The 14229-nt window shown below is 55.7% G+C and carries 13 protein-coding genes; 8 read left to right on the forward strand and 5 right to left on the reverse strand.

Annotated features, from left to right (window positions below):
- Positions 1-9: 9 nt before the first annotated feature.
- The 3 genes from ACW17M_RS00970 to pcaG are packed head-to-tail and all read left to right on the forward strand — an operon-like array spanning position 10 to position 2602.
- Positions 10-1179, forward strand: a complete 1170-nt coding sequence (locus ACW17M_RS00970) for an alpha/beta fold hydrolase (protein WP_457546749.1) — start codon at positions 10-12, stop codon at positions 1177-1179.
- A gap of 33 nt (positions 1180-1212) precedes the next feature.
- Positions 1213-1944: a protocatechuate 3,4-dioxygenase subunit beta gene (gene pcaH, locus ACW17M_RS00975; RefSeq protein ID WP_457546750.1), complete on the forward strand. Its 732-nt coding sequence runs from the start codon at positions 1213-1215 to the stop codon at positions 1942-1944.
- A gap of 25 nt (positions 1945-1969) precedes the next feature.
- A complete protein-coding gene (gene pcaG / locus ACW17M_RS00980; RefSeq protein WP_457546751.1) occupies positions 1970-2602 on the forward strand; it encodes a protocatechuate 3,4-dioxygenase subunit alpha in 633 nt (210 codons plus the stop codon).
- A 94-nt stretch (positions 2603-2696) separates the two neighbouring features.
- Here pcaG and ACW17M_RS00985 read toward each other — a convergent pair whose 3' ends face one another.
- The 3 genes from ACW17M_RS00985 to ACW17M_RS00995 form a co-directional block, all read right to left on the reverse strand.
- Positions 2697-3719 carry a TRAP transporter substrate-binding protein gene (locus ACW17M_RS00985; protein WP_457546752.1) on the reverse strand — a complete coding sequence of 341 codons (1023 nt, stop codon included), beginning with the start codon at positions 3717-3719 and terminating at the stop codon, positions 2697-2699.
- A gap of 83 nt (positions 3720-3802) precedes the next feature.
- Complete coding sequence (locus tag ACW17M_RS00990; protein WP_457546753.1) at positions 3803-4771, reverse strand: PDR/VanB family oxidoreductase; 969 nt, start codon at positions 4769-4771, stop codon at positions 3803-3805.
- Positions 4768-5811: an aromatic ring-hydroxylating dioxygenase subunit alpha gene (locus tag ACW17M_RS00995; RefSeq protein WP_457546855.1), complete on the reverse strand. Its 1044-nt coding sequence runs from the start codon at positions 5809-5811 to the stop codon at positions 4768-4770. The genes ACW17M_RS00990 and ACW17M_RS00995 overlap by 4 nt, the downstream gene beginning before the upstream one ends.
- A gap of 166 nt (positions 5812-5977) precedes the next feature.
- Between ACW17M_RS00995 and ACW17M_RS01000 the strand changes: the two genes are divergently transcribed.
- Together ACW17M_RS01000 and ACW17M_RS01005 are read left to right on the forward strand one after the other, a co-directional pair.
- The gene (locus tag ACW17M_RS01000) at positions 5978-6655 is read left to right on the forward strand and encodes a GntR family transcriptional regulator (protein WP_457546754.1); all 678 of its coding nucleotides are present in this window, start codon (positions 5978-5980) and stop codon (positions 6653-6655) included.
- A 217-nt stretch (positions 6656-6872) separates the two neighbouring features.
- Positions 6873-8066 carry a DcaP family trimeric outer membrane transporter gene (locus ACW17M_RS01005; protein ID WP_457546755.1) on the forward strand — a complete coding sequence of 398 codons (1194 nt, stop codon included), beginning with the start codon at positions 6873-6875 and terminating at the stop codon, positions 8064-8066.
- A 161-nt stretch (positions 8067-8227) separates the two neighbouring features.
- Here the strand turns inward: ACW17M_RS01005 and ACW17M_RS01010 are convergent, their stop codons facing one another.
- Entirely contained in the window at positions 8228-9466 is a 1239-nt protein-coding gene (locus ACW17M_RS01010; protein WP_457546756.1) for a thiolase family protein, read from the reverse strand.
- Between the two features lie 90 nt (positions 9467-9556).
- On the reverse strand, positions 9557-11365 hold the full coding sequence (locus ACW17M_RS01015; RefSeq protein ID WP_457546757.1) for a feruloyl-CoA synthase: 1809 nt from the start codon (positions 11363-11365) through the stop codon (positions 9557-9559).
- Between the two features lie 143 nt (positions 11366-11508).
- On the opposite strand from ACW17M_RS01015, the gene ACW17M_RS01020 reads away from it, so the two are divergent.
- The 3 genes from ACW17M_RS01020 (at position 11509) to ACW17M_RS01030 (ending at position 14097) form a co-directional block, all read left to right on the forward strand.
- A complete protein-coding gene (locus ACW17M_RS01020) occupies positions 11509-12012 on the forward strand; it encodes a MarR family winged helix-turn-helix transcriptional regulator (protein ID WP_457546758.1) in 504 nt (167 codons plus the stop codon).
- Between the two features lie 154 nt (positions 12013-12166).
- Entirely contained in the window at positions 12167-12778 is a 612-nt protein-coding gene (locus ACW17M_RS01025) for a TRAP transporter small permease (RefSeq protein ID WP_161463581.1), read from the forward strand.
- A complete protein-coding gene (locus tag ACW17M_RS01030; RefSeq protein WP_457546759.1) occupies positions 12778-14097 on the forward strand; it encodes a TRAP transporter large permease in 1320 nt (439 codons plus the stop codon). The genes ACW17M_RS01025 and ACW17M_RS01030 overlap by 1 nt, the downstream gene beginning before the upstream one ends.
- Positions 14098-14229: the final 132 nt, after the last annotated feature.

Consider the following 14229-nt stretch of genomic DNA (forward strand, 5'->3'; position numbering starts at 1 on the left):
GAGACCGTCATGGCATTTCATAGCATCAATGGCCGCAGCGTGGCCTACCGGCTGCTCGGCGCTGAAAGCAATCCTCTGGTGGTGCTGGCGCACCCCCTGGGCATGAGCCAAGCGGTATGGGATGACGTGATTCCCGCGCTGCTGCCCCGCTACCGGGTGCTGACCTGGGATCTACCCGGCCACGGTGCTAGTCAGGCAGTCAGCGGTACGCAAATTACGCCCGCTGATCTAGCCGCCGAGGCCTTGGCGTTGGCAGAACTGGCGGGCGCTGAGCGCTTTCACTTTGCCGGGACGTCCATTGGCGGTGTCGTCGGCCAACAGTTGATTGCAGAGCATAGCGACCGCCTGCTCTCCGCTACGCTGACCAATACCGGCGCGGTGATCGGCAATCCGGATCTCTGGAACACCCGCGCAGGGAGGGTACGTCAGGAAGGCTTGGCGGCGATGTCTGAAGAGATCGTGCCGCGCTGGTTTGCCCCGGCGGCGTTTGAGGCAAGCCCGGAGCTGAAAGCAGGCTGGTGCACCCAGATGGGCCGTGGCGACGATGAGTCCTACGCTCAGCTGTGTGAAATGCTCGGTCGGGATATCTTTACCGGCAAACTTACCAGTAAGAGTACGACGGTACAGCTATTTGGTGGCAGTGAAGATATGGCCACGCCGCCCTCGACGCTGGAAGCCCTGGCAGCGGAGTTCGATGATGCACCGCTGGAGATTTTTGACGGCGTCGGCCATGTGCCTGCGGTAGAAGCCTCGGCGCTGTTCGCGCAAAAGCTCCTCGCCGTGCTGGCAACGGATCTAGGTGACGTAGCCAACCATGGCGTGGCGTACGCCACCGGCCTGGAAACCCGCAAGCAGGTATTGGGAGACGAACATGTGGCGCGCTCGACCGCCAACGCCAACAGCCTGGATGCCCCCTTCCAGCAAATGATTACCCGCCTGGCCTGGGGCGAGCTGTGGAGCAACGACGACCTAACCCGCCGCGAGCGCAGCATGATCACCACCGGCATTCTCGCCGCGCTAGGGCGCGAAGAGCTCACGCTGCACTTGAAAACCGCCAAGCGTATTGGCCTAACGGAGGCCGAGCTGCGCCAAGTATTGATGCACGTGGCGATTTACGGCGGCGTTCCAGCGGCGAACCACGCCTTTGCTCTTGCCAAAGAGCTGGGCTGGGGTGAATAGCGAATCAAAATAATTGATGAGAGGTAAAGGGCGATGACCCACGACAATAAACGCTTTGTGGCCCGTGACCGCAACTGGCATCCGCCTGCCTACGCGCCGGGTTATAAAACCTCGGTGGCGCGCTCGCCCCAGCAGGCGCTAGTGAGCATGCAGCAGCCAACCGCATCCGAGCTGACCGGCCCCGATTTTAGCCACCTGCGCATGGGGCCCCACGATAACGATCTACTGCTTAACTTCCGTCAGGATCCAGGCCAGGGCGGTCTCCCCCAGGGCGAGCGGATTATGATGTTTGGCCGAGTGGTGGATCAGTTTGGTAAACCGATACCGCATACCTTGGTGGAAATGTGGCAGGCCAATGCAGGCGGGCGCTACCGCCACAAAAACGATAAGTATCTAGCGCCGTTAGATCCTAACTTCGGCGGTGTAGGTCGCTGCTTGACCGATGAGCAGGGTATATACCGTTTTCGTACCATCAAACCAGGCCCCTACCCGTGGCCCAACGATATGAACAGCTGGCGCCCAGCGCATATTCACGTATCGGTGACCGGCCCTTCGATCTCTACCCGGCTGATTACTCAGATGTATTTTGAGGGTGACCCACTGATTCCCCTGTGCCCCATCGTGCATACGCTGAAAGACCCTCTCGCGGTTGAGACGATGGTTGGACGGCTCGATATGGCCCACAGCAAACCGATGGACTGCTTGGCCTATCGCTTTGATGTAGTAGTGCGCGGCGAGCTGCAGACCTTCTTCGAAAACCAATAGCTGAGAATCAATAAGGGGATACCTCATGAAGCAGCCTAATAGCCAGCCGACCAGCGACCTGATGCTGTGGGAAACCGCCTCGCAAACTGCTGGCCCCTACGTGCATATTGGTCTTGCTCTCGCTGCGGCGGGCAACCCCGTACGGGATGAAGAGGTCTGGAGCGAGATGGCTAAGCCTGACGCCGAGGGTGAGCATATCGAAGTGGTCGGAATTGTCATCGACGGCAACGGCGATCTGGTGCGCGATGCCTTTATTGAGGCGTGGCAGGCCGATGCTAACGGTGACTACCAAGCCGATTACGACCTTAGCAAACCGTTCAATAGCTTTGGCCGCACCGCGACGACGTTTGATCACGGCAGCGAGTGGTCGTTGACCACCATTAAGCCCGGCGCGGTGAAGCACCCCAGCGGCCAGCCAATGGCGCCGCACATTAACCTCACGCTGTTTGCCCGCGGGGTGAATATTCACCTGCAAACACGGCTCTACTTCGATGATGAAGCTGAAGCGAACGCCCAGTGCCCGGTGCTCACGCGTATCGAATCACCGGCACGCCGCCAGACCCTGATCGCCAAGCGCGAAGAGGTGGAGGGTAAGGTGCTTTATCGCTTCGATATCCGCCTGCAGGGCGAAGGCGAGACGGTGTTTTTTGATTTTTGATCTGAGCATGCAGGGTTTTTAATACAGCTATAAAGGCAGCCAACTGGCTGCCTTTATAGTATGTCGATAGCGATGGCTACTTCTATTTCTTAACCTAAGCCGGGCAGCTTTGCTGTAAATCCATCGCAGCTTCGTAGATTTCATTGGCGGAGCCACCAACCTCCTCCAAGTAATCATCTATGGTTTGCTGCAGCACAGGGCCCCATTCGGGATCTTCCAGGGCGTCTTCGATGACGACGAACTCATGTCCGGCTTCGACGGCTTCTTCACGGCCTTGTCGTATCATCTCGTCGTAAACTTCCGCCGCGCGAAGCGACCACTCTAAGCCGCTGTGGTCATCAATCACCTGCTGTAAATCGGCCGGCAGGCTGTCGTAGCTGCGCTGGCTCATGGTGGCGAACAGCGAAAGGTCATAGAGGGGGACTTCAGTATGGTACTGCGCCAGTTCGTTCAGCCGGAAGGTCTTCATGCCTTCCCAGTTGAAACTGAGGCCGTCGACGACACCACGCTGCATGGAGGTAAACACATCCGGCGCTGGCATACCCACCGCCTGGGCGCCTAGGCGTTCGAACATGTCACCCACCACTGGCGTTGGGCGGCGTAGGCGAAGCCCCTCAAGGTCAGCCGGTGTTTCAATAAGCTGATCTTTTGTATGCAGATAACCGGGGCCGGTAGTAAACAAGAACAGAGGGCGCGTGTCGGCGTATTCCTGTTCAAAGTATCCCTGATCGTAAAGCGACTGGAGTATGCAGGCTCCTTGGCGGGCGCTCGATGAGACCCCCGGTAGCTCGACGACTTGCGTGAGTGGGAAGCGGCCCGCCGTATAACCTTGGGCAGAGGCGCCAATATCGGCGATACCGCTGACAGCGCTTTCGTAGGTTTGAGCCGATTTCGCTAGTGTCTGGCTGGGGAAAACTTCTACTGTCAGCTGCCCATCTGACGCCTCTTCGACGCTTTCAGCCCAGGCTTGAAACAGCTCACGGTCTATCATTGAGCCACCCGGCCAAACGTGCGCCACTCGAAGTGTGGTACTGGCTTCTACGGCAGGGGCCGCGAATGAAACGGCGAGCACGCCAAACAGGGTTGCCTTGGCTAGGTGGGTGGGGATTTTATTCATTGTCGTTATCCTGATATCTAGTCAACGGGGTACGTTTTTGTGATTGTTCTGGTGATTGCTCTTGTAACTGTTTTTATGATTGCTTAAAGATCCAACACAAGGGTTTTGCTCTTAGCTCTGGAGCAGCAGGGCGTGAACTGGTCGTTGGCCGCGTGCTCATCGTCATCCAGGTATAGATCTCGGTGGTCGGGCTCCCCTTCAAGCACACGGGTTAGGCAGGTGCCGCAGACCCCCTGCTCGCAGGACACCATAATGTCGATGCCATTTTCAGCCAGCACTTGGTAAACCGTTTTGTCGGCGGGCACGGTAAAGGCAGCGCCGCTGCTGGCGATACGCACCTCGAAACTGCCGTCGTCTTCGCTGGTTGTTTCCGCGCCTGCAAAGTACTCGGTGTGCAGTTGATCGGCTGGCCAGCCACACTGTTTGCCTGTGGATATGACGGCGTTAATAAATCCGCTGGGGCCGCAGACGTAGACCTGTGCATCCGCCTCCGGCTCACTAAGCAGTTTTTCCAGGTCGAGGGTTGGGGACGCGTCGTCATCGTCCAGGTAGAAGTATGCTCTATCGGCGAGACTTGATGTGTTGATACGTTCACGAAAGGCCATGCGCTCGGCGGAACGCGCGCAGTAGTGCAGCTCGAAATCCGCATCGGTGCGCGCTAATCGCTCCGCCATACACAGCAGCGGGGTGATGCCGATCCCGCCCGCCAGCAGGTAAGTGCGCTTTGCGGGTTTAAGCGGGAAGTGATTTTTAGGGGCGCTAATGAGTAAGAGATCACCCTCTTGAACCTCATCGTGCATGGCGATGGAGCCTCCTCTGGAGGCCTCATCACGCAATACGCCGATCAAGTAGCGATCCCGCTCCTCTGAGTGGTTGCACAGCGAGTATTGCCGGATTACCCCTTCTTTCACCTGGACATCAATATGGGCGCCGGCGCTAAAGGGGGGCAGCGGTCGACCATGCGGGTCGGCAAGCTCAAAGGTGGCAATGCCCAGCGCCTCCTCATGGCGAGCTTTTACCTCGACAATAAGCGATAGAGAGGGGTGGCTCATGCCGTTGCCTCCTGGGGTTGCTCGGCCTGCTCCTCTTTTAAGATGCGGTCAATGATACGGCGTGCCTGTACGCCGCCGCCGTCGATATTGAGTTTCAGCAGTTGGCGGTCGGGATAGCGAAGTAGGTTACGCTGCTGTGCCTCGAGCATCTCAAGATCCTCTTCGAAGATCTTGCCCTGGCCCTCGCGGATCTTGTCGGTGAGCGCCTGATCTTCCGGCTTGAAGTTGCGGGCCATTCCCCAGAAGTACCAGATAGAGGTGTCTGATTCTGGGGTGATAAAGTCGACTACGATACTTGAGGCTTTTACATTGGCCGGTGCGTTGGCCCCGCCATTGCCCGCGTGGGCCACGCCGACTTCGATTAACACATGGCTGGGCGGGGTAAAGCGGCAGATCTGCCAGCGGTCTACAGGGACGTCGTCAGCCAGCCCGTTCCCCCTGAGGGCAGCCTGCCAGAAGGGCGGCGCGGGTATGTTTTCCATTTCACGGCTGGTGACCACCTCATCGCCGTTAATCGTTGTTTCAGGTGCGGATTCTTCGATCTCAGGTTGGCCAATACTGGAGGCGTGCACATAGGTCTCATGGGTAAGATCCATGAGGTTGTCGATCATCAGGCGATATTCACACTGAATATGGTAGAGGCCGCCGCCATAAGCCCAGTCGGGGTTGTTGGCCCAGTGCAGCTCGGGGATCAGATCGGCGTCAGCTTTATCGGGGTCGCCGGGCCAGATCCAGATAAAGCCGTGGCGTTCTTCAACGGGATAGGCACGATTGCTTGGGAAGCCGCGAACCCGCTGGCCGGGCATACTGTCGCATTTGCCGCTGCAGTTCATTTCAAGGCCATGGTAGCCGCAAACCAGCCTGCCATCACGTACAAAGCCCAGGGAGAGCGGGGCGCCACGGTGAGGGCAGAAATCCTCCACGGCGGCGACGCGACCTGCATCGCCGCGGAAGAAAACTAGTTGCTTGTTGCAAATAGTTCGTCCGAGCGGCTTTCCGGTAAGCTCTTCAGGGGTGCAGGCGACGTACCAAGTGTTCATTGGAAAGGGGGCTTGTTGAGTCACGGTTAACTCCTTTTTGGTTTAGTGTTGTAATTATGATTATTGGATCCAAAGTAAAGGCTAGGAAGGTTTTTGCAGTCAACCTATACTTTCGTAGAGCTCGCCAATGAATAGCAACACAGTGTTGATATGAGAGGAAAAATAAATGAGCAACAACGATAAAAGTGTCGTCAGTCGGCTGCGAAAATTGATCAGTGAGGGTGCATACGCTCCAGGGGAGCGCCTTGGTGAAGTCGCGGTTGCGGAGCAATTGGGTGTTTCGAGAACGCCGGTAAGGCTGGCTTTTCGCACTCTGGAGCAGGAAGGGTTGCTGCAGCAGGCGGGCAAACGCGGGTTTATGGTGCGTGAATTTACCCAAGCAGATGTGCACTGCGCGGTTGAGGTTCGTGGGGTGCTGGAGGGGCTGGCCGCTCGGCATCTGGCGGAGCAAGGGCTGCCGTCTAGTGTCGATAAGGAATTGAAGTTTTGGATCCAAAAAGGAAAAAAGCTAATCGCCAAAGGATACCTTGTAGAGTCCGATATCAATCAATGGAGTGAGCTTAATGCACATTTTCACGGCATTATCATTGACTCTATCGGCAGCGGTGTCGTAGCAGATGCCATTGCAAGAAATAATCACCTTCCCTTTGCTGCCGCCGACTCAATCATTATTGATGGCGATGACTTGGGGCGTGAATTTAAAAAATTGCAGTTAGCTCAGTTTCATCATGAGCTTATATTTCAGTCACTTAAGAGAGGAGAGGGGGCCAGGGCCGAAATGCTGATGCGCGAGCATGCGCTGATCGGGCTGCGGTACCCTGAATTACTGGCCGATTCTGAATAAAAATATCTGATAATTTAGTTATAGAGTGTAATTAAACCAAAGTATTAATTAGATAAAATCATTTTTATTCAAAGGCTTAGTAAATACAAAAGGTGTATGGCCTCCATTGTAATTGACAGATGGAGGTTTTTTTTGCAGCTTTGGTACGTAATGCGGATCAGAGTTCGCATTGAGAACAACTACAACTAGCCACTACGACCAAAAGCAGAGACAAACAATGAAAATTAACCACTTTGTTGCATGCGCCCTTCTCGCTCCCTGTGCGCTTGCTGCCCAGGCCCATGCGTTTGATGTTGTAGAAGCCGGACAACCTGTCGTTACCGGTGAGCCAAGCCGTGTAGGTCCGCCCTGGAATCATCGATCAACGATTAATATTCCAGGCACCAAAACAGATATTGCCTTTGGGGGGTACGTTAAGCTCGATGCGTTTTACGACTTCGACTACGACCTGGGAACATCAACTAATCCTTACGCCGTTATGAACCCAGGTAATAGAACCGATGGTCGAACCAGCTTTACGGCCTATGAGTCCCGCCTGAATTTCCGCACCCACACCGCAACTGACTATGGGCGTTTAACCACTTACTTCGAAGGGCATTTTGTTCCTGATGGTAAGTTCGGGCTACGCCATGCGTATGGCGAACTGAACGGTTTTCTCGCCGGGCAAACGTGGTCAAATTTTATGAGCTTCGTGGGCGGGACACGCACCCTGGCACTAGGAGACCCTAAGGGCTACGCCTTCGAGCGGCAGGCTCAGTTGCGCTATACGCAGCCTGTTGGGGAAGGGAGTTTCTCGGTTGCATTGGAAAACCCCACTACGGTTATTGCCCGCAATGATGCTTCAGTGGCCGATGGGGAGAGTCAGCTGCCAGATTTGACGCTGCGCTACGAATATAAGCGTTTATTTGCGCTATCGGGGATAGCGCGTCAACTTTCGACCAATAACATCACCAATACCATTGATGACGAAGTCACTGGCTATGGGGTGCAGGCGCAGTTTAATTTGCCATTTAATGCGTCAACCAGCTTGCGAGGCAGTGCCACCTACGGTGAAGGTATCGGTAACTATATGGGTAACCCTGGCAACGTAGGTCACCGTAACGCACCTGACGTCTATGTGAAGGGTAACAATCTTGAGACTATTGAAACCCAGGCATTTGGTCTGTCACTTAATCACTACTGGACGGATAGCTGGTTCAGTTCTGTGGGCGTTTCGCGTCTTGAGCAAGACCTACCCGCAGGCTATGGCGATCATTTCGAAACGCTCGACTATGGGTTTGCCAATGTGATTTGGGATGTTACCGAGCGCATGACGGTAGGTCTTGAGTACCAGCATGCGGATATCGAACAGGTGAATGGGGTCTCCAATGATGCGAGTCGCCTTCAGGCGAGTGCCACCTTCCAGTTCTAGCGATCTACGCTTTGCAGTGATGTGAATGTGTAAGTGATTAACCGCTGTTTCGATTACGTTTTAGGCTGGCGCTTTGCCAGCCTTTTTTGGGTCACGGATGGAAGAGAGTGCTTTCTAAAGCTGACACAAAAGGGCGTAGATTAAAGACGTGAACGAGCGGTTTATTCGGCTGAGTGCTCAAGCAGAATGGCCATGCCTTGACCTCCGCCAATGCAAGCTGCTGCTATGCCATAGCGCAAGCCATCTCGCTTGAGTTGTCGGGCCAAGGACATTGCTAGCCGCAAGCCCGTTGCGGCCAATGGGTGGCCGATGGCGATAGCTCCGCCATGAACGTTGAGCTTGGTTGGGTCGAGATCCAGCTCACGGGCGACTGCGAGCACCTGCGCACCCTGAGCCTCGTTGATTTCTAAACGGTCGATGTCATTGAGAGTGAGGCCGCTACGTTCCAGCAGCAGCCGAATAGCGGGTGCTGGCCCAATACCCATGATCTCGGGGGCTACGCCAACCACGGCCGTGGCGCATAGGCGTGCGAGAGATGACCTGGCCGCGTGAGTCCCTGCCATCACCAGCGCCGCTGCTGCGCCGTCGACCACGGCGGCGCTGTTACCAGCCGTTTGTACGCCGTCGTCGTATACCGGCGGCAATTGGTTCAATATGTTCCGAGGCGAAGGCCGAATATGCGTATCCTGGTCTACGCGGGGAATTTTACGAGGTAGACGAATGCCCCTATCACTATAACCGGGGAGGGAGAAGGTTTCGTTTCCAACCGCAATAATATCCGCGGAGAGAATCCCTTGCGCTTGGGCTTCGACCGCTCGGGAGAAGCTGCGCTCGGCATAGGCGTCTATCTGCTCACGAGTGATGGCATAGCGCTGCGCCAGTGTGTCGGCGGTCTGAATCATCGATACATTGGGTGCCGGATCCATTAGCGCTTCCCACAGGAAGTCTTTGAAGGCCACCTGCGCACCCAGTTTGAAGCCACCTCGGTGCGTGTAGGCTGCAATCGGATTGCGGGTCATGGATTCTGTGCCGACGCACAGCACACACTTGGCCTGCCCGAGTGCAATCTGTTCTGCAGCTTGTTTCAACAGCTCAAAACCGGTGCCGCAAACACGCTGTGTGTGTAGCGCAGGCACCTCCTGAGGGACGCCTGCATACAATCCAATATGGCGGGGGAGTAAATAGGCGTCGAAACTTGCCTGTGCCACTGACCCGGCGATCACCGAGTCAATGCATGTCGGTGGCGTACCGCTCACGTCTAGTACTGCCTTGGCGACCTTGATGCCCAGGTCAGTGGGTGAGATCGCCCCCAGGACACCGTTCAGGTCGGTGAACGGTGTGCGTAAAGCGGCAACTAAGTGGGTGTCCTCAAATGCCGTGTAGTGCCCGCGTGTCATCATGATGCTCCCAAAATAGCGTAGCGGGCGGCATATGGCCGTCCATGCTCTCCAGTGGTGGCGTCTGACGTTCTGATGTTAACAGTGCCGGTGTTAAGACGCTGGGCTGGTGGGTAGGATAATGCGTGGATCGTGGGGTGGCTCAGCATAGAGACAAGCCACGAGATCCGAGTAGCGCTCGCGCACGAGTCGTTGATTCACCGAGCCCTTGTCGGTCAGTTCGCCACGGTCAACGGAAAGCGGTTGGTCGAGTAGCAATAGGCGCTCTAAACGCATGGAGCTTGACTGGCCGCGGCAGTGGGTAGCCAGGCGCTGCGCGAACCACTGGTGCAGGCTGGCGTTGGTGGCCAGAGCATCAAGGGAGATATCCGCTGAGCCAAGCTGCTGCTCACAGGCGGGAAGGTTCAACACGACGATTCCCGTCAGGTAGTCACGCCCTTCGCCGATCACCACTATGTCCTGTACCACCGGGGCAAAGTGTTCGACAAGGTGTAGGCGCAGGGTGCCCACATTGACCCAGGTGCCGGTCACCAGTTTGAAATTCTCGCTTAGTCGGCCATCAAAGATTAGCCCCCGTTCGGGGTGGTCGGGGTCAAGAAGGCGCATGGCATCCCCGGTACAGTAGTAGCCTTCGTGATCAAACGCCTCGCTGGTTCGCTGTGTATCGCGCCAGTAGCCCGGCGTGATGTTAAGGCCCTTGAGGCGCGCCTCCCACTTATCATCCGTCGCTACCAGTTTCAGCGCCATGCCAGGTACAGGCTGCCCGATTAGTCCCGGTGTATCGCTGGGCTCTTCGGTGCAAAATGCCAGGCATGCTTCGGTGGAGCCCAGGCCCGTTAACATGGGGACGGGGGTGCCGCGAGTCTGTTCGCCTAACGCTTCCAGAGCAGCGCGCACATGGGCGGGTAGCACGGCACCGCCGAAGTGCAGCATTTCCAGGTCGCGGAAAAAAGCCTCACGCAGGGTGTCATCATTACGCAAATGCTCGACCAGCGCTTCAAACCCCTTGGGAACATTGCAGTAAAACGTCGGCGACACTTCGCGCAGGTTCTCGATGGTTCGCTGAACCCCCTGGGCGGTGGGGTTACCGTCATCAATGTATAACGAGCCTCCGTTATGAATCGCCATCCCCAGAATCGTATTGCCGCCGAAGGTGTGATGCCAGGGTAGCCAATCGACTAGCACGGGTTTGCGCTGCTCCAAAAAGCCCAGTCGTTTCGCCAGCATGGCTTGGTTGCTGCATAGCATGCGATGGGTGTTAATCACCGCCTTCGGCATGCCCGTCGACCCTGAGGTAAAGAGTAGTTTGGCGATACTGTCAGGCGTTACACGGGCGTAGGCATCGTCAACCTCAGCGCTTGCCGGCGTCGCTGCCAGTGAGTCAAACGCCAGGGCTCGCTGAGCAGGTACCTTGGCCACACAGGTGACGTTATTATCGCAAATGGCCGCCAGCGCCCGACTAAAGCGCACCTCCTCATCGACAAATAGTATCCCTGGGGTCACCAGTTCCACCACATGTCGCAGTTTAACGAAGTCCTCGGATAACAGCGCGTAAGAGGGTGACACCGGCACGTAGGGAATGCCCACATGCATGGCGGCACAGGCAAGCAGTGCGTGATCGATGCTGTTTCCCGACAGCACCATCAGCGGCCGCTCCGTCGACAGGCCATGATTAATCAGTGCTTGTGCCAGGCGGTTCACTTGTGGCATTGCTTCTCCGAAGGTTAGCGTTCGCCACCTGTGTCGGCCCTCTTCTCGCTCAGCTAAAAAGGGGCTCAGTGGTGTTTCGCTTGCCCAATGGGTTAGGCGCTGGGTCATGCTGCTGGGATAACTGGGAACATCGCCCCCGTGTAGCCGGTACTCATGGAAGGTGGTGTTAGTAAGCGGAGGGGGGAGTGACATGAATAGCTCCATAGTGAAAAATCTTGGATTTGTTGTGTGCTGTCATCTTGGCGAATATAGTTATAGTTGTTAACTAGATGATTAGCTAGGATGCTGATTTAAGACCATAGTTGTAATTATTTAAATGAGATAGGAATTAACGCATGGCCATATCTAAAAAGGGCACGTCTATTCAGCAAGTTGAGCCTGACGAAAAAGAGCCGACTTCTGTCGCCGGTCTGGTGCTTGAAAATCGCCTTGGTTACGCCTTGAGAAGGGCTCAGCTTGCTGTTTTTAAACATTTTAATGAGGCCATGCAGGAGCATGAGATACGGCCTGCCCAGTTCTCTTCGCTCGTGGTGATTGAAGGCTATCCAGGCATCACTCAAACCAATTTAGCCAAGGTGCTGGACATTGATCCGCCCAGAATCGTTAGCCTAATTAATAATCTAGAGGAAAGAGGGCTTGCTTTGCGGGTGCGATGTAAGCGAGATCGGCGGTCACACGGGATTTTTCTTAGCAAAAAAGGCGAAGCCTTAACCGAACAGCTAAAAGAACTGGCTGAACAGAGTGATATCAATGCAACTCAAACACTTAGTGAGATTGAACGGCGTCAGCTGCTATCTCTGTTAGTGAAAATATACGCAGCGGACACCATCGAGGAATAAAACTTTAGGCGTATTTTTGTCGGCAACGCTTGCATGCTCTCTCAAAGACAATTACTTATATTAAGTAACTAGTTTGGTTGTGACGGTCTCGCGGTGTATAGCGCAAGGTGGGTTTCAGCCATACAGCGAATTCCAAAAACAAAGAGACGAAACGATGAGCAGCTTAGCGACGGTACCGACACTCGGCACTGCATTGATGCGCCGTAGTCTTGAGACACCCTGTAGGGTTGCCGCGATAAGCGGCGGCTTGCTGGTCGCAGCACTCGCGATCATCACCGTCGTCAGCATTCTTGGCCGGTGGGTAGCCAGTGCGCCAGTATTAAGCGATATGACGATGCTGGAGTGGGTGGGCCCAATCACTGGTGATTACGAACTGGTGGAAATGGGTACTGCCATTGCCGTTTTTCTGTTTTTACCTTACTGCCATCTTCGCGGTGGGCATGTCACGGTGGATTTACTGGTCATGCATGCGCCGCCCATTGTTCAGCGGCTGCTCGCCGTTGTCGCCGAAACGCTCTTTTTGGTGGTGGCAGGGTTAATGACCTGGCGCCTCTTTCATGGCTTGCTCGATAAACGACGCTATATGGAAACCAGCATGCTGCTGGATATACCGCTCTGGTGGGGGTACGTCGGCGGCCTGGTGGGTTTCGCGCTGTTGACGCTTGTCTGCCTGTATCGCACCTGCGATGCGTTTACTTACAACCCGCAACAGCCCGATTCGACTCAAGCTCAAGTTAAAGAAAATTCCGCCCAAGGAGACCTGTGATGACACCTCTCACGTTGGGCGCTAGCGGCTTTGTGGTACTGCTGTTCATGATGGCGACGCGTATTCCTATCGGCCTGGCCATGCTGGTGGTGGGTGCCGTAGGGATGATGCTGATCACCGGCCCGATGGGCATTTTAAATGGCTTAAAAACGCTTCCTTACGAACACTTTTCCAGCCATACGCTATCCATTATTCCGCTTTTCCTGCTTATGGGGCAGTTCGCGGCGAGAGCCGGTCTTTCCCGGGCCATGTTTCAGGCGGCCAACGACTGGCTGGGGCACCGCCGCGGTGGGCTGGCGATGTCCACCATAGGCGCTTGCGGCGCTTTTGGGGCCATTTGTGGTTCTTCGCTGGCGACCGCCGCGACCATGACCCAGGTAGCGCTGCCCGAGATGGAACGCCAGGGCTACCGCGGCAGCCTGGCGACCGGTGCCTTGGCCGCTGGCGGCACCCTGGGTATTTTGATTCCCCCCTCTGTGGTGCTGGTTATCTACGCCATCCTGGCCGAACAGAACATTAACGAAATGTTTGCTGCTGCCCTGGTGCCGGGCTTGTTAGCGGTGTTCAGCTACATGTTGGCCATCTCGCTCTACGTGCGCTTTTTTCCTGACAGTGCGCCGAGCAAGGCAAAAGCCTCCCGCGGCGAGCGCTGGCGTTCGCTGCTGGAGGTATGGCCCGGCGCGGCGATCTTTATCGTGGTGATTGGGGGTATCTATACCGGCATCTTTACGCCTACCGAAGCCGCCGCCGTCGGTGCGGTCTCCACCGGTGCCCTGGCAATCACAAAAGGCGGATTGCGTTGGAACGGCCTGCGGGACTGTGTACTTGAAACCGCGGTGACCTCGGCAATGATCTTCTTCATTGTACTTGGCGCCAGTGTCTTCAATAGCTTCCTTGCCCTGACCCAGCTTCCGCAAATGACCGCCGGTTGGATAGTGGGGCTCGAGATCAGTCCCTGGTTGGTTCTGGCTGGAATTCTGTTCTGCTATTTAGTGCTTGGCTGCTTTATGGACAGCCTCTCGATGATCTTGTTAACCGTGCCTATCTTTCTGCCTATCGTCACGGGGATGGACTTCGGCATGCCCGCAACGGATGTGGCGATATGGTTCGGCATTTTAGCGCTGGTGGTCGTCGAGGTTGGCATGATCACGCCGCCGGTGGGGCTGAACATTTTCATTATCCACTCCATGGCTCCCCGCATTCCTTTAACGGAGACCTTTAAAGGCATCCTGCCTTTTTTAGCGGCCGATCTTATTCGCATTATCTTGCTGGTGCTCTTCCCCGCCATCTCGCTGGGCTTCGTCTACTTAATCAATTGATCAAGGTGGACACATGTCCCATGACGCGAGCCAGCGAAGGTTAACGCCCACCTTGATGGCGAGGAGATAGCTAATCGAAAAGTTCAGCGCTGAACAGATTGTTAAACAGTCGTTTTTGATAAGTAACGTTGT

It is taken from the genome of Vreelandella sp. 2A-K22, assembly GCF_054065485.1.